Genomic DNA, 20,954 nt, shown 5'->3' on the forward strand with positions numbered 1-20,954 from the left:
CGACACGCGGACACACCTGTCGATCAGCGGCCTCCGGGGCCCGCCCGCTCATACCTTGGTCACCATGAACATCGAGTCGTGGGGTGGAGGCGTCGTCCTCGCTCTCGTCGCCGCGCTCTGGCTCGTCTACCTCGTGCCCACCTGGCAGCGTCGACGCGAGTACCTCGCGACCGAACGCAACGCCGTGCGGCTGCAGCAGACCCTGCGCATCCTCGCCCAGACGGCCGAGGTGCCCGACGAGGTGCGCATCGAGGCGAACGCCCGGTCGGTCGCCGACGCGCAGAAGATCCTGCGACACGAGGAGGCGCGGCGCGAGGCCCTCAGGCGTGCGCACGAGGCCGCGCGTCAGCGTGCCGTCACCCGAGAGCTCGCCGCGGCCGCCCCCGTGTTGCGTGCCGCCGACCGCGACCCCGCCCTCGCCGCTCGTCGGCTCCGACGCTCCCGCCTGGTCTCGACGGTGGTGCTCGTCCTGAGCGTGGTGGCCGTGATCGCAGGCGTCGCCGCGGGCTTGACGTCGTCCTGGGTGCTCGTCGTCGCCGGCCTCGTCTTCGGCGCCGGTGCGGTCGCGATGCTCACGCAGTTGGCCGCCGTGTCGCAGGCCCGGGCGCGCCGTGCCGTGGTCGCGCCCGTGGCGCAGCCGCTCAAGGACTTCTCGGGCGTCATGGGCGACGGCGTCGTCGTCCGTGACGACGAGGCCTCGGCCGAGTCACGGCTGTGGACGCCCGTGCCCGTCCCTAAGCCCCTCTACCTGCGGCGCGGGCGACAGCGTCCCGCCCCCGCCGCGTCGGCGGACGCCGCCGCGGCCGAGCTGCAGCGGGACTCCCGTCGCTCGGTCGAGTCGCTGCGTGCCGCGCAGCACGACGCCCTGCGCGAGGCCGCCCGGGCCGAGGCCGCACTGCAGTCGACGCGACGCGCTCCGGTGACCGCCGCCGCGCCTCCTGCACCCGCCGCGACCCCCGCCGCCCCCGCCGAGGAGGCGCGGGTCGAGCCGGTCGCACCCCCTCGCCCCCCGAGTCGCTTCGCCCGCATGGGCATCATCGACGACCTGCCGCAGTCGGACTTCTCGCTCGACGAAGCCCTGCAGCGGCGTCGCGCCGTCTGACCCCCGGAGCGCCCGGCCCGGGTTCATCCGTCGGTCGACGAGGTGCTATCGTGGCAGAGCAGTTTCTGGGGCTATGGCGCAGTTGGTAGCGCGTCTCGTTCGCAATGAGAAGGTCAGGGGTTCGAATCCCCTTAGCTCCACCACACGAAGGCCCGGGTCGACCACGACCCGGGCCTTTCGCATGCCGGCCACCGCCGAGACCCCACGAACTCGCCGAGACCCCATGACGCATCCTGGGGTCTCGGCGACTTCCTGGGGTCTCGGCTCGGCGGTGTCCCGGGCGAGTTGATGGATGTGCTGTGAGCGGGTGCGGCCCGGACGGGCCGGTCGTAGCATCCGGGCATGTCACTCGCAGTCAGCATCGTTCAGCACGACGAACACGAACGCCCGGTCTGGTACCTGCAGTACTCCTACGCGAGCACCCTGCCCGGAGCGCCGGCCCGGGGGCCGTACCATTCGCGACTCGACGCCGAGGAGGCCCTGCACCACCTCCGCGACGCCGCCCACATGTACGGCGAGTTCGAGATATCGGTGTCGCCCGCCTGAGCACCGCCGGGGTGTGCGCGACCGACGAGAGGTTGCGCAGGGTAAATCAAATACGACAGATCGGTAACGAAAACGGGTCACGCAGCCTGTTCGGCTCGTCGGAACTCCCGAGTCACGACATGCTTGCCTCATGAGCACTCCGCAGCCGCCCTACGGTTCGTCCGACGAGCCCCGTGACCCCCGCGACGAGAACGGACGGGGCGACCAGACGCCTCCGCCGTCGGCACCCCAGCCCCCGCAGCCGGCGTACGGCACGACGCCCCCGCCGAGTGCACCCCAGCCCGCCTACGGAGCACCGCAGCAGCCCTACGGTGGGCAGTCGCAGCAGCCCTACGGCGGCCAGCAGTCGCCTTACGGTGGCGCCCCGACCGGTGCACCGGCCTACGGCCAGTCCCCTCAGCCATCGCAGGGCGGCAACGGGCTCGGCATCGCCTCGATCGTCGTCGGCGGCGTCGGGCTGCTCTTGTCGTTCGTCGGGTTCGGCGCGATCCTCGCGATCGTCGGCCTCGTGCTCGGCATCATCGCCCTCGTGAAGAAGAAGGGCGCGCGCATGCTCGCCCTGATCGGCACGATCGTGTCGGGGCTCGGCGTGCTCATCGGCATCGCCGTCGTGATCGTCGGACTCGTCATCGGGCTCGCCTCCGTCCAGGCCGTCAACGACTCCCTGCCCACGAGCGGCTCGATCGACTCGGGTGACTCCGGGTCGGCCGACAGCGACGCCTCGGCCGAGAACAACGCCTTCGGCGACACCTTCACCTACGACGACGGCATCGCCGTGACGGTTTCGGCGCCCGAGGCGTACACGCCCGGCGAGTACTCGAGCGGCGCCGACCAGGCGGCCTCCGTGATCTTCACCGTGACCATCGAGAACGGCACCGACGCGAACTTCGAGCCGATGCCCTACGAGACGGCCACCTCGGGCGGCGTCGAGGCCAGCAAGGTCTACGACTCCGACATCGAGAGCTCGCCCACGACGGTCGTCCCGGCCGGCCAGACCATCACCTACCGCGTCGTGTTCTCCGTGGCCGACGCCGACCAGATCGTCTTCCAGATGTCCCCGTCGTTCGACTACGACGACGTGGTCTTCACCAGCTGACCCGTCGCGCGTCCACCGGCCCGTTCCGGGCGGAGCCCCCGTCGACCCTCGACGGGGGCTCCGTGGCGTCCCCGGTGACCGGCGCCGCGCCTCCTGCACCATGATGGTCGGGTGCCTCCGACGACCCCGACCGACGCCTCGACACCCCACCTCTCGACCGACCCTGAGCTGCTCGCACGGCTGAGGGCCGACCTGGCGTCGTCCGGGTTCACGGTCGAGCGGCTGCAGGGTGCCGACGCCTGGGGCTCGCACGCCGGCGCCGCACTCTTCCGCGGCGAGCGGGTCGCCGCCCGTCGTGCCCTCGCCCGCAGCGCCGCGCGCGACGCGTCGGTGCGTCCGGCCGCCACGCTGGCGTCGCTGTTCGTGCTCGGCTACCCGCAGGGCCTCGACGCGGTCGCCGACGCCCTGCCGACCCTGGGTGCCGAGGGCGCGGTCGCCCTCGGGCTCGTGGCGAGCGAAGGCGACTCGGTCCGTGCGCTCGTCGACCTCCGCCCGTACGCCTTCGTCGATTCCTCGGGCGAGGCGAGCTGGTGGATCGCCTCCGACCTCGGCGAACTCGTCGTCGAGGGGGCTCTGCGCGAGGACCACGTGCTGGGCGTCGGGGGAGCCTCGGCCACGCTCGCCGGCCTGATGATCTCGCGCCAGGTCGACCGGGCGCTCGACCTCGGCACGGGCTGTGGCATCCAGGCCCTGCACGCGGCCCGGCACGCGCGGCACGTCGTGGCCACCGACATCTCGCAGCGCGCCCTCGACTACGCCGCGTTCAACGCCGCGCTCAACCTGGTCGACGGCATCGAGCTGCGCCTCGGCAGCCTCTTCGAGCCCGTCGCCGGCGAGGCCTTCGACCACATCGTCTCGAACCCGCCGTTCGTCATCACGCCGCGGGCCGAGGGCGTGCCCGAGTACGAGTACCGCGACGGGGGCATGGTCGGCGACGACCTCGTCGCCTCGGTCGTCGAGGGCCTCGGCCGCCACCTCGCGCCGGGCGGCGTCGCGCAGCTGCTGGGCAACTGGGAGTCCGGAGGCGCGGGTGCGGTCGCCGGCAAGAGGGGCGCGTACTCGGTCGCCGACTGGGCGGTCCGGGGCGGCGTGCCCGTCGACGTCTGGGTCGTCGAGCGTGAGGTGCAGGACCCGACCGCGTACTCCGAGACCTGGATCCGCGACGGCGGCACCCGACCGGGCTCGGCGGACTTCGAGCGCCTGTACGAGGCGTGGCTCGGCGACTTCGAGGCCCGGGGCGTCGTCGAGGTCGGCTTCGGCTACCTGACGGTGCGCCGGCCCGTGGACGACGCGAGCCTGCCCGTGGTGCGCACGGAGCGCCTCCTCGGCGGTCTCGGACAGAACGACGTCGGACTCGGCGCCCACCTGCTCGGCACGCTCGACGCGATCGAGCTGCTGCGCGACCTCGACGACGAGCAGCTGGCCGCGCGTCGGCTGGTCGTCGCGGGGGACGTCACCGAAGAGCGGCACTACTGGCCGGGAAACGACGACCCCACGGTCATCTCGTTGCGACAGGGTGGCGGCTTCGCCCGGACGGTCGACTCGGGCACGGCCCTGTCGGCGCTGGTCGGTGCCTGCGACGGCGAGCTCAGCGTCGGCGCCATCGTCGGCGCACTGGCCCAGCTGCTCGGGGCGGACGAGGCCGCGCTGCGGGCGGAGTTGCTGCCGCAGGTCCGCGAACTGGTGACGACGGGCATGCTGCGGGCCTGAGCCCGACGGGCGTGCCGAGCGGTGGTCCGGCGCGTCAGGCGGGGGTCGCCACCGCCGCCAGTGCCAGGCTCCAGACGAGCTCGACGTGCTCGGCCATGTCGGTGGCGGGGTCGAGCATCCACTGGATCTGCATGCCGTCGCTGACCGCGAGCAGCACGGTCGCGAGGCGGGTGGGGTCGATGCCCGCCGGCACTTCTCCTCGCTGCTGCCGGACGGTGATCGCCTCGGCGACCTGTGATCGGATCGACGCGTAGCGCTCGACGAAGTAGGCGTGGGCGGCGTGGCTCGGGTCGCTCGTCGCGGCCGTCGACATGCTCGCGAACAGCTGGACCAGCCCGGGCACGTCGGCGTTGTGCCGGATGACCGCGATCAGCTGCTCGACGATGTCGACGTGCTGGTCGGCGAGGGCGTGGTCGACCTCGTCGCGTCGGCGGAGGATGGCCGTGAACAGCTCGTCCTTGCTGTCGAAGTAGTGCAGCAGCCCGGCCTGGCTGAGGCCGACCGAGTCGGCCAGCTCCTTGACCGACGTGCCGCGGAAACCGTTGCGGGCGACCACGTCGAGCGCCGTGTCGAGGATCTCCGTGCGCTTGGCCACGCCTTTCGCGTACGAACCCCGTTGTGCCATGCCGTCAGGCTAGCGCGACCGTCACGGGTCCGGCCCGAAACCCACCGTCGCTCGGTTTTCGCTGGTAGCGTCACGTCATGACCCTCCACAGCGACGGCGACGCGGCCGACGACCAGACACGACACAACCAGACACGACACGACCAGGCACGACTCGCCGAGCTCCTCGGGCGGCTCACCCTCGACGAGAAGGTGCAGCTGCTCACCGGTCGCGACTTCTGGACCACCCACCCGAACGAGAAGATCGGACTGCGGCGCATCCTGGTCAGCGACGGCCCCAGCGGGGTGCGCGGCGAGGTGTGGGACGAACGCTCGCCGTCCCTGAACCTGCCCAGCGCCTCCTCGCTCTCGTCGTCCTGGGACCCCGACCTGGCCCGCCGCTACGGTGCCGCGGCCGCCGTCGAGGCCCGCCGCAAGGGCGTCGACGTCGTGCTCGGCCCCACCATCAACCTGCACCGGTCGCCCCTCGGCGGTCGGCACTTCGAGGCGTTCAGCGAAGACCCCGTCCTCACCGCCGAGCTCGCCGCCGCGTACGTCCACGGCGTGCAGGACAACGGCGTCGGCGCGACGCCCAAGCACTACGTCGCGAACGACTACGAGACCGACCGCTTCACCGCGAGCACCGTGGTGAGCGACCGGGCCCTGCGCGAGCTCTACCTGTTGGCGTTCGAGAAGGCGGTCACCGAGGCGCACGCCTGGTTGGTCATGTCGTCGTACAACTCGATCAACGGCGTCACCGCGACCGAGAACGAGCTGCTCGAGACCCCGCTGAACAGCGAGTGGGGCTTCGACGGCGTCGTGGTCAGCGACTGGACGGGCGTCCGCAGCGTCGAGAGCGCGAAGCATTCGCAAGACCTCGTGATGCCCGGCCCGGACGGCCCCTGGGGCGACGCCCTCGTCGCCGCCGTGCGGGCGGGCGAGGTGTCCGAGGACGCGATCGACCGCAAGGTGCTGCGCCTGCTGCAGCTCGCCGCCCGGGTCGGCGCCCTCGACGGCTTCGAGCCGGTGGCCGCGACGCCGACCACCGTCGAGGACGGCATCGCCTTCGTCCGCGAGGCCGCGGCCGCCGGCACCGTCCTGGCCCACGACCGAGGAGGCGCGGTGCCGGTCGACCCCTCGACCGTGCGGTCCATCGCGGTCGTCGGCCACAACGCCCGCTTCGCCCGCACCCAGGGCGGCGGCAGCGCGACCGTGCTGCCCGAGAAGGTCGTCACGCCGATCGAGGGCATCGAGGAGGCCTTCCCCGACGCGACCGTGACGTACTCGGTCGGCGCCGTCGTGCAAGAAGGGGTGGCCGAGCTGCCCCTCGACCGCATCACCAACCCCCAGACGGGCGAACCCGGCGTCCGCGTGTCGTTCCGCTCGGGCGACGACGAACTGTTCGCCGAGGACCGCCGGGCCACCGCGCTCGTCTGGTTCGGCGGCGACGCCCCCATCGAGCGCAGCGACACCGTGCGGTTCTCGACCCGGTACACGCCCGAGGTCACGGGCGAGATCCTGCTCGGCGTGGCCTCGGTCGGGCACTCGGTCATCCGGGTCGACGGCGAGGTCGTGCTCGACGGCACGAGCGAGGCCGTCGGCGACGACCTCGGTGCGGCGTTCCTCGCGCCGCCGTCGCAGTCGGCCGCCGTGGCGGTCGTCGAGGGCCGACCGATCGACGTCGTCATCGACCACACCATCGGGGCGAGTGCGCTCGGCGGAGCCCTGAGCTACACCTTCGGCATCGAACCCGACGACGGCGACCCGTCCGGACTGATCGACGAGGCCGTCGCAGCCGCGGCGTCCGCCGACCTCACGATCGTCGTCGTGGGCACCAACAGCAAGGTCGAGTCCGAAGGTTTCGACCGCACCTCGCTCGACCTGCCCGGACGTCAGGACGAGCTCGTCTCGCGCGTGGCCGCGGCCGCCGCGACGACGGTCGTCGTCGTCAACGCGGGGTCGCCGGTCACGATGCCCTGGCGTGACGAGGTCGACGCTCTGTTCCTCACCTGGTTCGGCGGCCAGGAGTACGGCCACGCGCTCGGCGACGTCCTCACCGGTGCCGTCGAGCCCGGCGGCCGCCTGCCCACGACCTGGCCCGCCACCCAGGCGGACGTACCCGTCATCGACGTCACCCCGGTCGACGGCGAGGTCGTCTACGACGAGGGCATCCACATCGGCCACCGCGCCTGGCTCAAGGCCGGGACGACGCCGGCCTACCCGTTCGGGCACGGCCTCGGCTACACGAGCTGGTCGCTGTCGGGCCTCGACGCGACGCCGTCGGTGACCGTGGGAGGCACGGTGCAGGTGGCCGTCGACGTCGCCAACACGGGTGCTCGCGAGGGCAAGCACGTCGTGCAGGTCTACGCGTCGCGCGCCGACTCCGTGGTGGATCGTCCGGTGCTCTGGCTGGTCGGGTTCGCGCCCGTCGTGGTGCCGGCCGGAGGGACGCGTCGCGTCGAGGTGAGCGTCCCGGCCCGGGCCTTCGCCGACTGGCGGGACGGCGCCTGGGCCCACGAGCCGGGCGCGTTCACGCTGCACGTCGGCTCGTCGGTGGCCGAGCTGCCGCTCGAGGCGACGGTGGTGCTCGAGGGGTGACGCGCGCCTCCTGACGCGACCCGCGCCTCCTGGTCCGTCGGATCAGGAGGCGCGGGTCGTCGGTGCGGGGAGCGAACGTCAGCCGCGGTGGTTGCCCGTGCGCTCGCCCCACTCGCGCCACGAGTACTCGGGCACGAAACCGAGCAGGTCGCGGGCCTTGTCGCTGCTGAGCAGCGGCTCGACGCCCTCGACGGCCCGGCGCTTCTCGACCTGCGGCCAGTACTGCTCGGCGAGCACGGCCGTCGGCGTGTTCATCACGGTGTCGGACGCGGCGATGATGAACGCCTCGAAGCCGACGAGGTCGCTCTCGAGCGCCTTGCGCACGGCCTGGGCGCCATCGCGGGCGTCGATGTACGAGAAGAGGTTGAAGGTGCGCTTCTCGGGGGTCTCGTCGAAGGGGTACTCCGAGTAGTCGCCGTCGTCCATCACGTTCGAGAAGCGCAGGCCGATCAGCTTCAGCTGGCGGTCCCAGCGCGTGAAGTGCCGCGCCATCTCTTCCTCGACGGCCTTGCCGAGCGAGTACGACGACTCGGGGCGCACGGGGTACTCCTCGTCGAGCGGCAGGTAGGGCGGGTCGATGTCGAACGGGATGCCCAACAGGGTCTCGCTCGAGGCCCACACGACGTTGCGGATCTTCGCCGCGCGGGCGGCGGCGAACACGTTGTAGCTCGACGTCACGTTGTTCGTGAAGAGGGCGGCGTTCGGCACCAGGCCGGGAGCCGGGATCGCGCCGAGGTGCACGACGGCGTCGATGTGGTCGTACCGGTCGTCGACGCTCGTCAGGGCCTGGGCGACCTGGCCGTAGTCGGTCAGGTCGACCTTGACGAACACGACGCCCTCGACGGGGTCGGGGCTGGGCACGCGGTCGAGCAGGACGACCTCGTAGCCGTGCTCGGCGAGGTCGCGCACGACGGCACGGCCGAGCTTGCCGCTGCCGCCGGTGACGGCGACTCGGGTGGTGGGGGTGCGGGGAGACGACATCGTCGGCCCTTTCTGCCGGGCGCCCGGCGGGTCTGGAGGTGCGCGGATCGGGCTGCGCGCCTCCCTCGTGTCTACTAGTCGGCGGCCGTCCGTGGTCGGACGCGGGTGGTCCGGTCGACTCCGTCTCGACACCCGGGAGGCGCGGTGCCGGTCCCGGTCCGCTGGGAGCCGTGTCGGAGGTGCCGGGTAGCTTCGAGCTGACCGGGGTCGAGCGTCGGCCCCCGAGAGAGGCCCCCATGAGCACGCCCACGAACCCCGCTGACCACGACGCCGACGAGCGCACCGACCCGGCAGCCGTGCACGGCGACAGCCCCGAGCCCGTCGAGCTGCACGGCGAGTCCCCGGCCGACGAGGCCGCCGTCGAAGGCGCCGTCGAGCAGGTCGACGGTCTGCTCGGTGGTCCGGGGCGCATCGCCTGAGCCGTCGGCACGTCGGCACGTCGGCCCTTCGGGGCCTCGGCGACTCGGAGCTGTCGCGCTCGGGCGCGTCAGCCGATCGGCTGCAACGAGTGGAAGGCGGTGCCGTGATAGACGAGCGGTGCGGCCGTGTCGTCGACCTCGGCACCGAGCACCTGCAAGATGACGACGACGTGGTCGCCGGCCGGCACCTCGCGGTGCACGACGCACTCGAGCCGCAGCGGGGTGCCCGACACCAGGACGGCCCCGTCGTCGGTGACGACGTGGTCGACGTCGGCAAACCGGGCGGCCCGGGTGCGCGACGAGAGCTGGCGACAGAGCAGGCCCTGGTCGGCGGCGAGCACCGAGACGCCCAGGCTCGGTGCCGTGCGCAGGCGGGCCCACGTCGCGGAGTCCTGACGCGCGGCGAAGGTCACCATCGGCGGGTCGAACGACGCCCCGACCGTGAAGCTCGAGACGACCATGCCGTCCGGGCCGTCGACCCCGGTCGCGGCGAGCGCGGCGACCCCGCTCGGGAAGGCGGCGAACGCCGAGCGTTCGACCGGGGCGAGCGACGTGGTGCGGGTCATCGGGGGCTCCCGTCGTGAGAATGTGAACCAGTTGGTTCATCCGTGACGCTAGCCGTCGGGTGTTTCATCCGGATTACGAGGTGGGTCAATCACCTGGAAGTCACCCACCGCCTCGGGAGCCGTCCGAGGTACGGTGTAGTGCGCTCACCGGCTGGTTACCGGGGCGCCCGTTCCCGACAAGCGGCCGTCGAACGCAGCGTGGTCTCCTGATCCGACTTCGTGAGGTCCTCGGCCGTGGGTCCGGTGGGCACGCCCTGGTCCGAGTTCTGCTCGTCGACCGGGGCGTGCCCTCTTCTCGTCCCGGGGGCCGTCGTCATCCGCGCGTCGTCGGGAGTCGTCGTGGACCGCGCCTCCTCGGGGTCGCGCGCCGCGCCTCCTCGTGATTTACTTGAGTTCCTCTCACCTCGTGGAGGTTCAGGGCACGAGGCAGGGGACCGACCGCGGGGGCGTCGTCTCGCCCCCGCGGTCGGACGACCCGTCCGCTGTCGTCGCCATCGGCCCGGTCGATGGTGCAGGGTTGACTCATCATGTCGCCCGCTCCCGCCGCCCCCCTCGCCGCCCTGCTCCCGTCGACGCCGGGTGCGGACTCGTACGACGCCGACACGGCGTACACGGCCTTCGCCGAGTGGGCCGAGTCACGCGGGCTGCCGCTCTACCCGGCCCAGGACGAGGCGATGATGGAGCTCGTCGGCGGCGCGTCGGTGATCCTCAGCACGCCGACGGGAACCGGCAAGTCGCTCGTCGCGGCCGGCGCGCACTTCGTCGCCCTGAGCCAGGGCGGGCGCTCGTACTACACGGCCCCGATCAAGGCGCTGGTCAGCGAGAAGTTCTTCGCGCTGGTCGAGCTCTTCGGGCCCGAGAACGTCGGCATGGTGACCGGTGACTCGTCGGTCAACGCCGACGCGCCCATCATCTGCTGCACCGCCGAGATCCTCGCGAACCTGGCGCTGCGGCACGGGGCCGACGCGGTCGTCGACCAGGTCGTCATGGACGAGTTCCACTTCTACGGCGACCAGTCGCGCGGGTGGGCCTGGCAGGTGCCGCTGTTGCTGCTGCCGCGCGCGCAGTTCCTGCTCATGTCGGCCACCCTCGGCGACGTCACCCGCATCACCGACGACCTGGCGCGGCGCACCGGGCGGCCCGTCGCGCGGGTCACCGGCGTCGAGCGTCCCGTGCCGCTGCACTACTTCTACGCCCAGACGCCCGTGCAAGAGACGGTCGAAGAGCTGCTCTCGACCGGCGAGGCACCCGTCTACGTCGTCCACTTCTCGCAGGCCGCGGCACTCGAGCGCGCGCAGGCGCTCTCGAGCATCAAGGTCGCCAGCCGCGAGCAACGCGACGAGATCGCCGAGCTGATCGGCGGGTTCCGGTTCAGCACGGGCTTCGGCAAGACCCTCAACCGCCTCGTGCGCTCGGGCATCGGCGTGCACCACGCGGGCATGCTGCCCAAGTACCGTCGCCTGGTCGAGCAACTCGCGCAACGCGGCCTGCTGCGGGTCATCTGCGGCACCGACACGCTCGGCGTCGGCATCAACGTGCCGATCCGCACGGTGCTGCTGACGGCGCTGACCAAGTTCGACGGCACCCGCATGCGCCAGTTGAGCGCCCGAGAGTTCCACCAGATCGCCGGGCGGGCCGGTCGCGCGGGCTACGACAACTCGGGCACGGTCACGCTGCAGGCGCCGGAACACGAGATCGACAACCTCAAACAGATCGAGCGGGCGGGCGACGACCCGAAGAAGAAGCGCAAGATCGTCCGCAAGAAGGCGCCCGACGGGTTCGTGTCCTGGGGTGAGCCCAGCTTCACCAAGCTGATCGCCGCTGAGCCCGAGGCCCTGACCTCGCACATGCAGGTCACCCACGCCATGCTGCTCAACGTCATCGGACGCGGCGGCGACGTCTTCGCGAACGTGCGCTCCCTGGTCTTCGACAACCACGAGCCGCTCGCCAAGCAGTACGCCATGGCCCGGCAGGCCATCTCGATCTACCGCACGCTGCGCACCGCCGAGGTCGTCGTGCAAGAGGCCTCGCCCGACGGCGGTGCCCCGACCATCCGCCTGACGGTCGACCTGCAGGCGAACTTCGCCCTGAACCAGCCGCTGTCGCCCTTCGCCCTGGCGACCTTCGAGGTGCTCGACGTCGAGTCGCCCACCTACGCGCTCGACATGGTGTCGGTGGTCGAGGCGACGCTCGACGACCCGCGGCCGATCCTGTCGCAACAGCAGTTCAAGGCCCGGGGCGAGGCCGTGGCCGCGATGAAGTCCGAGGGCATCGAGTACGACCAGCGCATGGAACTCCTCGAAGAGGTCACCTGGCCCAAGCCGCTCGACGAGTTGCTGACGGCCCTGTTCGAGACCTACGCGGCCTCCCAGCCCTGGATCGGCGACTTCGCGCTCAGCCCCAAGTCGGTCGTGCGCGACCTGTACGAGCGCGCCATGACCTTCGGCGACTTCGTGAACTTCTACGGTCTGGCCCGTTCCGAGGGCCTCGTGCTGCGCTACCTCTCGGACGCCTTCCGCGCCCTGCGCCAAACCGTGCCCGACGAGGCCAAGACCGACGAGCTGGTCGACGTCATCGAGTGGCTCGGCGAGCTCGTGCGGCAGGTCGACTCGAGCCTGCTCGACGAGTGGGAAGAGATGGTGAACCCGCGCGAGGTCGAAGCCCACGACGAGATCGTGCCTCCGACGCTGCGCAACCTCACCGCCAACGCGAGGGCCTTCCGCATCATGGTGCGCAACGAGCTGTTCCGTCGCGTCGAACTGGCAGCCCGGGACGACGCGGACGCCCTCGGCGCCCTCGACGCGGGCTCGGGCTGGGACGCCGACCGCTGGGGTGAGGCCCTCGACCGGTACTACGACGAGTACGACTCCATCGGCACGGACGCCGCGGCCCGGGGGCCGCAGATGCTGCAGGTCGAGCAGCTGCCCACGGTGTGGCGTGTGCGGCAGATCCTGGCCGACCCCGAGGGCGACCACGACTTCGGCATCTCGGCCGTGGTCGACCTCGCCTCGAGCGACGAGCGGGGCGAGGCCGTCGTGACGGTCACGGCCGTCGGGCCGGCCTCCGAGCGGAGCCGACCGTCACCCGTCGAGGGGTAATCTCGTAGGGTCCTGCCCCACCCCGGCAGCCGACCAGCTCCACCCGCGTTCCACCACGAAGAGGTCGCCATGTCTCGTCTGTCCGGCAAAGTCGCCATCGTCACCGGGGCAGCCTCGGGCATCGGCGAGGCGATCGTCCGTCGGTTCGCCGACGAGGGGGCCCGGGTCGTCGCGACCGACATCGTCGACGGGGCGGCCGTGGCCGCCGAGACGGGCGCCGAGTTCGTCCAGCACGACGTCGCCAACGGTGGCGACTGGAAGCGCGTCATGGACCGCATCGCCGAGCACTACGGCCGACTCGACGTCCTGGTGAACAACGCCGGCATCGTCTCGGGCCAGTCCATCGACGTCACCCAGCTCGAGAGCTGGAACCGCGTCTTCGCGGTCAACGTCACCGGCGTCATGCTCGGCACGCGCTTCGCCATCGAGCAGATGCGCGCGAACCCCGACGGCGAGGGCGGGTCGATCATCAACCTGGCCCCGGCGACGTCCTTCCTCGGCTTCGGTGACGACGCGGCCTACACGGCGAGCAAGCACGCCCTGGTCGGTCTCACCCGGTCGAGTGCAGCCCACGCCGCCCAAGAGGGTTGGAACATCCGCATCAACTCGCTGCACCCCGGCCCGACCGACACCGCACTGTTCCGCCGCCAGGTCGAGGCCCAACCGCAGGTGCTCGACGCGTTCCGCGCGATGAGCCCGCGGGGTCGCCTCGCCAAGCCCGACGAGGTCGCCGGGCTCGCCCTGCACCTCGCGAGCGACGACTCGGCCTTCTCGACCGGCGCGCAGTTCGTCGTCGACGGTGGCCTGTCGAGCACGCACCCCTCGATGTAGCTGCACGTCGACGCGACGCGACGCGGCACGACGCCGCACGGCCCGGCAGGGCGCGGCCCGGCGCGGCGCGGCGCCGCGTTTCGTGCACGGCACCGCATCTAGATCAGGTGCGGTGCACGATTCGCGGTGCGGTGCGGTGCGGTGCGGTGCGGTGCGGCCCGGCCCGGCGCGGCGTGGCACGGCGCGGCACCGCGTCTCGTGCACGGCACCGCATCTAGATCAGGTGCGGTGCACGATTCGCGGTGCGGTCCTTCAGAAGAGCGTCGCAGGAGGCGCGGGCGGGGTCGCCGGCGCCGCGATCGGGTCGGTGGTCGCGACCGGCGCCCCCGGCCACCCGGGCCCGGACGGCACCTCGGTGCGGTTCTGGAACGCCGTGGCCGCGCCCCGGGCCCGCACGTCGGCCGCTTCGTTCATCTCGTGGCCGACGTGACCGCGGACCCACTCGAAGCGCACCTTCCGTCCGGCCAGGGCGGCGTCGAGTTCTTTCAGGATCTCGACGTTGAGCACGGGCTTGCCGTCGGCCTTGCGCCAGCCCTTGCGCTTCCAGCCGGGCATCCACTCGGTGCAGGCCTTGATCGTGTACTGGCTGTCGCACAGGATGTGCAGGTCGTCGTCGATGCCGGCCGTGGCGCGCAGCAGCTCGAGCACGGCGGTGAGCTCGCCCTGGTTGTTCGTGGCCCGCGGCCAGCCGCCGGCGGCCCACCGCTCGTCGTCGACGTACCAGGCCCATCCGGCGGGGCCGGGGTTGCCGAGGGCCGATCCGTCTGCTGCGGCGGTGATGGTCATGCGGGGTGCTCCTTGCGTCGACGGGTTGCCGGTCCACGGTAACGTGCCGGGCGCGACCGACCGGACCCGCGCCTCCTGCAGGGGTGTCGCGACCGAGCGGCGGCGTCGCGCCCGATCGGGTCAGCCGTTGTGGTCGGGGTGCGAGCCCGTGCGCTCGCCGGTCTCGATGCCCGCGATGGCGGCCAGGTCGCCCGTGTCGAGCTCGAAGCCGAAGACGTCGAGGTTGGCGCGGATGCGCGAGGGCGTGACCGACTTCGGGATCACGACGAGGCCCTGCTGCAGGTGCCACCGGATCGTCACCTGGGCCGGGGTGACCCCGTGCTTCGCGCCGATCCGCACCAGTGCCGCGTTGTCCAGGATGCGCCCACGCGCCAACGGCGACCACGCCTCGGTCACGATGCCGTGCGCGGCGTCGAAGGCGCGCAGCTCGTGCTGCTGCAACCACGGGTGCGCCTCGACCTGGTTGATGGCCGGCACGACGTCCGTCTCGGCCATCAGCCGCTCGAGGTGGGCGACCTGGAAGTTGCTCACGCCGATGGAGAGCGCCCGGCCCTCGGCCCGGATCGTCTCGAGGGCGCGGTACGTCTCGACGTACTTGTCCTGCTTCGGGGCGGGCCAGTGGATCAGGTAGAGGTCGACGTGGTCGGTGCCGAGCTTCGTCAGGCTCTCGTCGAACGAGCGGAGCGTCTCGTCGTAGCCCTGCGCGGTGTTCCAGACCTTGGTCGTGAGGAAGACCTCGTCACGGGGAACGCCGGACGCCTCGAGGGCGCGTCCGACGCCTTTCTCGTTGGCGTAGAACTCGGCGGTGTCGAGGTGGCGGTAGCCCTCGCCGAGGGCGGTCTCGACGACCCGTTCGGCCTCGTCGTCGGCGACCTTGTAGACGCCGAGGCCGAGCTGGGGGATCGTGCGGCCGTCGTTGAGGGTGATCCGGGGCACGTCGATGGAGGGCATGCCCTCAACTCTGCCAGCGTTTGGCCGACACGTGTCGCAGGGGACGGGCGACCGTCCGGTGAACGGTGTGTGTCAGGGCCCGTCGTCCGATGGACGAGGAGGCGCGGGTCAGCTCGTCTGGACCGGCACCGGTTCGGTGTCGGGCAGGGGGCTCGCGTCGCGACCGCGGAGGTCGGGCAGGGCCTTGTGGAACGCGGCGCCGACGACCATGCCGACGAAGGCGAAGCAGGCGGCCACGATGAGTCCGCCCTGGCCTCCGATGTGGTCGATCGCGAAGCCGGCGATGGCCGAACCCAGGGCCGAGCCGATCAGCTGCCCGGTGCCGGCCCAGCCGTAGGCCTCGGCCGTGTCGCTGAACTTCACGCTCGACGACACGATGGCGAACATGACGGCGAGGGCGGGCGCGATGCCGACGCCCGCGATCAGCAGCGTGATGCTGATCGGCCAGAGGCCCGTCGCGAAGATCGCCAGGGTCATGCCGACGAAGACGATGGCGATGCGGCGCCCGAGAGCCCACGGGCCGACCGGGACGTGGCCGAGCGCGAGGCCGCCGACCAGCGACCCCGCGGCGAAGATGGCCAGCGCGATGCCCGAGTCGGCACTGCCCTCGCCGAAGAGCGCGACCACGCCCGCCTCGACCGCGGCGCAGGCGCCGATGAGCAGGAACCCGGCGACGGTCGCCAGGAGCACCGTCGGCCGCGCGAGCACCTTGCCGAAGGCCCGTTTGCTGCGGGGGATGCGGACGCGCCCGACCTCGGGCGACGCGATGAACCAGATGCCGCCGCCCACCAGGAACGCGGCCGCGAGCCAGATGGCCTCTCGGGTGCCGATCTGCGTCCCGACGAAGGTCGTGATGACCGGGCCGGCCACCCAGATGATCTCCTGTGCGGACGCGTCGAGGGAGAAGAGGGGAGTGAGCTGGTTCGAGGTGACCATCTTGGGGTAGATGGTGCGGACGGCCGGCTGGACGGGAGGCACGCTGAGGCCGGTCACGAAGCCGAGTGCCATGAACACCGGCACCGAGAAGTCGTACAGGGTGAAGGTGACCATCGTGATCAGGCAGACGATCAGCGTCAGGGTCAGGACGGGGCGCATCGCCCAGCGGCCCATCCATCGGCTGGTGAGCGGGCCCGAGATCGCCTGGCCGATGCTCGTCGCGGCGAGGACGAGACCGGCCGCGGCGTACGAGTGGTGCACGTGCTCGACGTGCAGCAGGAACGCGAGCGACAGCATGCCGAACGGGAAGCGCGCGGTCAGCTGGGCCGCGATGATGCGCGAGACGCCGGGCGTCTTCAGCAGGGTCGAATAGGTGCTCACGAGGGGACAAGTCTACGAGCGAGTCCAGGGTGCGCGACACGCCGTGGTCCCGAACTGGGGACAGCGATCGACGAGTGTCGGTGGTGTGGACGAACATGTGGAGAACAGCCCAGAAGCGGGGAGAACCGCCCTCGTTCTGTGCAAAACGTGTGCGGTTCCCTGTGGAGAACTCCCCGAGACGAACTACAGGCGTGTAACACCGCATCTAGTTGTGGGGACAACCCCGGGCCACTAGATGTAGTATCGAGGAGTCGCCACGGGCACCACGCCCCGCAGGCTCACGAACCACCGATCCGGCCTCAGGGGCCGGCCAGAACACAGGGGATCCCATGGCCATCACCGTCTACACCAAGCCGTCCTGCGTCCAGTGCACGGCCACCTACCGTGCCCTCGACAACAAGGGCATCGAGTACGACGTGCTCGACGTCACCGCCGACGACGCCGCGCTCGAGAAGGTGCGCGCCCTCGGTTACATGCAGGCCCCCGTGGTCATCGCCGACGACGACCACTGGAGCGGCTTCCGCCCCGACAAGATCGCCGCGCTGGCCGCCAAGGTCGACTAGTCGACCGGGCGCCCCGCGCCCGACCCGTTGCACCGTGACCCGGGGTTCGGCCCCACACCACCTCGGAGGCGAGGACTCGTCGTGACGAACGAACTCGTCTACTTCTCGAGCGTCTCGGGCAACACCGACCGCTTCGTCAAGAAGCTCGGTGTGCCGGCCCAGCGCATCCCGCTGTTCCCGTCCGAGCCGCCGCTCCACGTCCATGACCCCTACGTCCTCGTCCTGCCGACCTACGGCGGCGGCGAAGGTCGAGGCGCCGTCCCGAAGCAGGTCATCCGGTTCCTCAACGACGAGGGCAACCGACGCCTCATCCGAGGCGTGATCGCAGCGGGCAACACCAACTTCGGAGAGGGCTACTGCCTGGCCGGCGACATCATCGCGGCCAAGTGTGACGTTCCCCTTCTCTACCGTTTCGAAGTCTTCGGAACACCAGACGACGTACAAGCCGTACACACAGGATTGGAAGAATTTTGGACGCAGCAGTCGATGACCTCGAAGTGATCGCCGCACCGGGGCAGGGTCTCAGCTCGGGGATGGACTACCACTCCCTGAACGCGATGCTGAACCTCTACGGTCCCTCCGGCGAGATCCAGTTCGAGAAGGACCGCGAGGCGGCGAAGCAGTACTTCCTGCAGCACGTCAACCAGAACACGGTCTTCTTCCACAACCTGCGCGAGCGCCTCGACTACCTCGTCGAGAACGAGTACTACGAGGCCGCGACCATCGAGCGGTACGACTTCGCCTTCATCGAGAAGCTCAACGACCTCGCGTACTCGAAGAAGTTCCGCTTCCAGACCTTCCTCGGTGCGTTCAAGTACTACACCTCGTACACGCTCAAGACGTTCGACGGAAAGCGCTACCTCGAGCGCTTCGAAGACCGGGTGGTCATGACCGCCCTCGGCCTCGCCCAGGGCGACGAGGCACTCGCCGTCGACCTGGTCGAAGAGATCATCGCGGGTCGCTTCCAGCCGGCCACGCCGACCTTCCTCAACACGGCGAAGGCCCAGCGCGGCGAACTCGTCAGCTGCTTCCTGTTGCGCATCGAAGACAACATGGAGTCGATCTCGCGCGGCATCAACTCGTCGCTGCAGCTGTCGAAGCGCGGCGGCGGTGTCGCCCTGTCGCTCTCGAACATCCGCGAGGCCGGCGCACCGATCAAGCAGATCGAGAACCAGTCGTCGGGCATCATCCCCGTCATGAAGCTGCTCGAAGACAGCTTCAGCTACGCGAACCAGCTCGGCGCCCGTCAGGGTGCCGGCGCGGTGTACCTCAGCGCGCACCACCCCGACATCATGCGGTTCCTCGACACCAAGCGTGAGAACGCCGACGAGAAGATCCGCATCAAGACGCTGTCCCTCGGCGTCGTCGTGCCCGACATCACGTTCGAGCTCGCCAAGAACAACGAGGACATGTACCTCTTCTCGCCGTACGACGTCGAGAAGGTCTACGGCGTCCCCTTCGGCGACGTCGCGATCAGCGAGAAGTACCGCGAGATGGTCGCCGACTCGCGCATCAAGAAGACCAAGATCAAGGCGCGCGACTTCTTCCAGACGATCGCCGAGATCCAGTTCGAGTCGGGCTACCCCTACATCGTGTTCGAAGACACGGTCAACAAGGCGAACCCGATCAAGGGCCGCATCAACATGTCGAACCTGTGCTCCGAGATCCTGCAGGTCAACACGCCCACCACGTTCAACGAAGACCTCTCGTACAACGAGATCGGCAAAGACATCAGCTGCAACCTCGGCTCGATGAACATCGCCCTCTCGATGGACGCGCCCGACCTCGGCAAGACCGTCGAGACCGCGATCCGCGGCCTCAGCGCGGTCAGCGACATGAGCCACATCACCTCGGTGCGCTCGATCGAGGTCGGCAACGACCAGTCGCACGCCATCGGCCTCGGTCAGATGAACCTGCACGGCTACCTGGCCCGCGAGCGTGTGCACTACGGCACGCCCGAGGCGATCGACTTCACCAACATCTACTTCTACACGGTGCTGTTCCACGCCCTGCGTGCCTCGAACACCATCGCGATCGAGCGTGGCGTCACCTTCGGCGGCTTCGAAGACTCGACCTACGCCTCGGGCACCTTCTTCGACAAGTACACCGAGACCGAGTGGAAGCCCGAGACCGAGCGGGCGGCCGCACTGTTCGCCGATGCCTGCGTCGCGATCCCGACGCAGGACGACTGGCGTGCGCTCAAGGCCAGCATCATGCAGCACGGCATCTACAACCAGAACCTGCAGGCCGTGCCGCCGACCGGGTCGATCTCGTACATCAACCACTCGACGTCGTCGATCCACCCGATCGCGTCGAAGATCGAGATCCGCAAAGAGGGCAAGCTCGGCCGCGTGTACTACCCGGCGCCGTTCATGACGAACGACAACCTCGAGTACTACACCGACGCGTACGAGATCGGGCCCGAGAAGATCATCGACACCTACGCCGCGGCGACGCAGCACGTCGACCAGGGCCTGTCGCTCACGCTCTTCTTCAAAGACACGGCCAGCACGCGCGACATCAACAAGGCGCAGATCTACGCATGGCGCAAGGGCATCAAGACGATCTACTACATCCGTCTGCGTCAGCTCGCGCTCGAGGGCACCGAGGTCGACGGCTGCGTCAGCTGCATGCTCTAGGCCCTGGGCCTCACGGCTTTCGCGCCACCCGGCGCGGGCCGGCCTCGACAGCCGGCCCGCGCCTCCTGAACTCTCGCTCTTCCCTCTGAAAGGCACGTCATGACCATCACCGATCCGGTGCACGCCACCGGCAAGTCGGTCCCGCTGATCACGTCGGTCAGCGCGATCAACTGGAACCGCATCCACGACGACAAAGACGTCGAGGTCTGGAACCGGCTCGTCAACAACTTCTGGCTGCCCGAGAAGATCCCGCTGTCGAACGACGTGCAGTCGTGGAACACCCTCACTCCCGAAGAGCAGCAGATGACGATGCGGGTCTTCACCGGCCTGACGCTGCTCGACACGATCCAGGGCACCGTGGGCGCGATCAGCCTGATCCCCGACGCGATCACCCCGCACGAAGAGGCCGTCTACACGAACATCGCGTTCATGGAGTCGGTGCACGCCAAGAGCTACTCGTCGATCTTCTCGACCCTCGCGTCGACTCCCGAGATCGACGACGCCTTCCGCTGGTCGACCGAGAACGTCAACCTGCAGAAGAAGGCCCAGATCGTCCTCGACTACTACACGGGTGACGACCCGCTGAAGCGCAAGGTCGCCTCGACGCTGCTCGAGTCCTTCCTGTTCTACAGCGGCTTCTACCTGCCGATGTACTGGTCCTCGCGCGCCAAGCTGACCAACACGGCCGACCTGATCCGCCTCATCATCCGCGACGAGGCCGTGCACGGGTACTACATCGGCTACAAGTTCCAGAAGGGTCTCGAGGGCGCGTCCGAAGAACGCAAGCAAGAGATCAAGGACTACACGTTCAACCTGCTCTTCGAGCTGTACGAGAACGAGATCCAGTACACGCAAGACCTCTACGACGGCGTCGGCCTCAGCGAGGACGTCAAGAAGTTCTTGCACTACAACGCCAACAAGGCGCTGATGAACCTCGGCTACGAGCCGATGTTCCCCAAAGAGACGACCGACGTGAACCCGGCGATCCTGTCCGCGCTCTCGCCGAACGCCGACGAGAACCACGACTTCTTCTCGGGGTCGGGCTCGTCGTACGTCATCGGCAAGGCCGTCAACACCGAAGACGAGGACTGGGACTTCTAGCCCACCCCCGCACCACGCAGCAGGCGTCGCCCACCCCGGGCGGCGCC

At 70.0% G+C, this 20,954-nt stretch carries 18 protein-coding genes and 1 tRNA gene; 13 read left to right on the forward strand and 6 right to left on the reverse strand.

Annotation, left to right across the window (positions count from 1 at the left end; translation table 11 throughout):
• Window positions 1-64 precede the first annotated feature (64 nt).
• The 5 genes from BIV04_RS13755 to BIV04_RS13775 all read left to right on the forward strand — a co-directional run bounded on the left by BIV04_RS13755 (window position 65) and on the right by BIV04_RS13775 (window position 4,454).
• Window positions 65-1,102 carry a hypothetical protein gene (locus BIV04_RS13755; RefSeq protein ID WP_071256942.1) on the forward strand — a complete coding sequence of 346 codons (1,038 nt, stop codon included), beginning with the start codon at window positions 65-67 and terminating at the stop codon, window positions 1,100-1,102.
• A gap of 67 nt (window positions 1,103-1,169) precedes the next feature.
• Window positions 1,170-1,245, forward strand: a tRNA-Ala gene (locus BIV04_RS13760).
• A gap of 199 nt (window positions 1,246-1,444) precedes the next feature.
• Window positions 1,445-1,648, forward strand: coding sequence for a hypothetical protein (locus tag BIV04_RS13765; protein WP_071256944.1), 204 nt, complete (start codon window positions 1,445-1,447; stop codon window positions 1,646-1,648).
• 130 nt (window positions 1,649-1,778) lie between these two features.
• Complete coding sequence (locus BIV04_RS13770) at window positions 1,779-2,744, forward strand: DUF4190 domain-containing protein (protein WP_071256946.1); 966 nt, start codon at window positions 1,779-1,781, stop codon at window positions 2,742-2,744.
• A 111-nt stretch (window positions 2,745-2,855) separates the two neighbouring features.
• Window positions 2,856-4,454, forward strand: a complete 1,599-nt coding sequence (locus BIV04_RS13775; RefSeq protein ID WP_071256948.1) for a methyltransferase — start codon at window positions 2,856-2,858, stop codon at window positions 4,452-4,454.
• 34 nt (window positions 4,455-4,488) lie between these two features.
• On the opposite strand, the gene BIV04_RS13780 is transcribed toward BIV04_RS13775, so the two are convergent.
• Window positions 4,489-5,079 carry a TetR/AcrR family transcriptional regulator gene (locus BIV04_RS13780; protein WP_083396474.1) on the reverse strand — a complete coding sequence of 197 codons (591 nt, stop codon included), beginning with the start codon at window positions 5,077-5,079 and terminating at the stop codon, window positions 4,489-4,491.
• 77 nt (window positions 5,080-5,156) lie between these two features.
• Here BIV04_RS13780 and BIV04_RS13785 point away from each other — a divergent pair, with 77 nt between their 5' ends.
• Window positions 5,157-7,655 carry a beta-glucosidase gene (locus BIV04_RS13785; RefSeq protein ID WP_083396475.1) on the forward strand — a complete coding sequence of 833 codons (2,499 nt, stop codon included), beginning with the start codon at window positions 5,157-5,159 and terminating at the stop codon, window positions 7,653-7,655.
• Window positions 7,656-7,733: 78 nt separating this feature from the next.
• Here BIV04_RS13785 and BIV04_RS13790 read toward each other — a convergent pair whose 3' ends face one another.
• Window positions 7,734-8,636, reverse strand: a complete 903-nt coding sequence (locus BIV04_RS13790; protein WP_071256952.1) for an NAD(P)-dependent oxidoreductase — start codon at window positions 8,634-8,636, stop codon at window positions 7,734-7,736.
• 236 nt (window positions 8,637-8,872) lie between these two features.
• Between BIV04_RS13790 and BIV04_RS13795 the strand changes: the two genes are divergently transcribed.
• The gene (locus BIV04_RS13795; protein ID WP_071256954.1) at window positions 8,873-9,055 is read left to right on the forward strand and encodes a hypothetical protein; all 183 of its coding nucleotides are present in this window, start codon (window positions 8,873-8,875) and stop codon (window positions 9,053-9,055) included.
• Window positions 9,056-9,123: 68 nt separating this feature from the next.
• On the opposite strand, the gene BIV04_RS13800 is transcribed toward BIV04_RS13795, so the two are convergent.
• The gene (locus tag BIV04_RS13800; RefSeq protein WP_055974314.1) at window positions 9,124-9,621 is read right to left on the reverse strand and encodes a flavin reductase family protein; all 498 of its coding nucleotides are present in this window, start codon (window positions 9,619-9,621) and stop codon (window positions 9,124-9,126) included.
• Window positions 9,622-10,148: 527 nt separating this feature from the next.
• On the opposite strand from BIV04_RS13800, the gene BIV04_RS13805 reads away from it, so the two are divergent.
• Window positions 10,149-12,719, forward strand: a complete 2,571-nt coding sequence (locus BIV04_RS13805; protein WP_083396476.1) for an RNA helicase — start codon at window positions 10,149-10,151, stop codon at window positions 12,717-12,719.
• 69 nt (window positions 12,720-12,788) lie between these two features.
• The gene (locus BIV04_RS13810; protein WP_043596555.1) at window positions 12,789-13,550 is read left to right on the forward strand and encodes an SDR family NAD(P)-dependent oxidoreductase; all 762 of its coding nucleotides are present in this window, start codon (window positions 12,789-12,791) and stop codon (window positions 13,548-13,550) included.
• A gap of 252 nt (window positions 13,551-13,802) precedes the next feature.
• Here BIV04_RS13810 and BIV04_RS13815 read toward each other — a convergent pair whose 3' ends face one another.
• The 3 genes from BIV04_RS13815 to BIV04_RS13825 all read right to left on the reverse strand — a co-directional run bounded on the left by BIV04_RS13815 (window position 13,803) and on the right by BIV04_RS13825 (window position 16,604).
• A complete protein-coding gene (locus BIV04_RS13815) occupies window positions 13,803-14,336 on the reverse strand; it encodes a ribonuclease H (protein WP_071256955.1) in 534 nt (177 codons plus the stop codon).
• Between the two features lie 120 nt (window positions 14,337-14,456).
• Entirely contained in the window at window positions 14,457-15,287 is an 831-nt protein-coding gene (locus BIV04_RS13820; RefSeq protein WP_071256957.1) for an aldo/keto reductase, read from the reverse strand.
• Window positions 15,288-15,395: 108 nt separating this feature from the next.
• Entirely contained in the window at window positions 15,396-16,604 is a 1,209-nt protein-coding gene (locus tag BIV04_RS13825) for an MFS transporter (RefSeq protein WP_071256958.1), read from the reverse strand.
• Window positions 16,605-16,933: 329 nt separating this feature from the next.
• Between BIV04_RS13825 and nrdH the strand changes: the two genes are divergently transcribed.
• From nrdH to nrdF, 4 genes are all read left to right on the forward strand, one after another.
• Window positions 16,934-17,167 carry a glutaredoxin-like protein NrdH gene (gene nrdH / locus BIV04_RS13830; RefSeq protein WP_043596549.1) on the forward strand — a complete coding sequence of 78 codons (234 nt, stop codon included), beginning with the start codon at window positions 16,934-16,936 and terminating at the stop codon, window positions 17,165-17,167.
• 81 nt (window positions 17,168-17,248) lie between these two features.
• Window positions 17,249-17,668 (forward strand): class Ib ribonucleoside-diphosphate reductase assembly flavoprotein NrdI, encoded by a 420-nt coding sequence (nrdI, locus tag BIV04_RS13835; protein ID WP_071256960.1) that lies wholly within the window; start codon window positions 17,249-17,251, stop codon window positions 17,666-17,668.
• A 32-nt stretch (window positions 17,669-17,700) separates the two neighbouring features.
• Window positions 17,701-19,806, forward strand: a complete 2,106-nt coding sequence (gene nrdE / locus BIV04_RS13840) for a class 1b ribonucleoside-diphosphate reductase subunit alpha (protein ID WP_071257033.1) — start codon at window positions 17,701-17,703, stop codon at window positions 19,804-19,806.
• 99 nt (window positions 19,807-19,905) lie between these two features.
• On the forward strand, window positions 19,906-20,907 hold the full coding sequence (nrdF, locus tag BIV04_RS13845; RefSeq protein WP_054146924.1) for a class 1b ribonucleoside-diphosphate reductase subunit beta: 1,002 nt from the start codon (window positions 19,906-19,908) through the stop codon (window positions 20,905-20,907).
• Window positions 20,908-20,954: the final 47 nt, after the last annotated feature.

Source organism: Frigoribacterium sp. MCBA15_019, assembly GCF_001864945.1.
Lineage (GTDB): Bacteria > Actinomycetota > Actinomycetes > Actinomycetales > Microbacteriaceae > Frigoribacterium.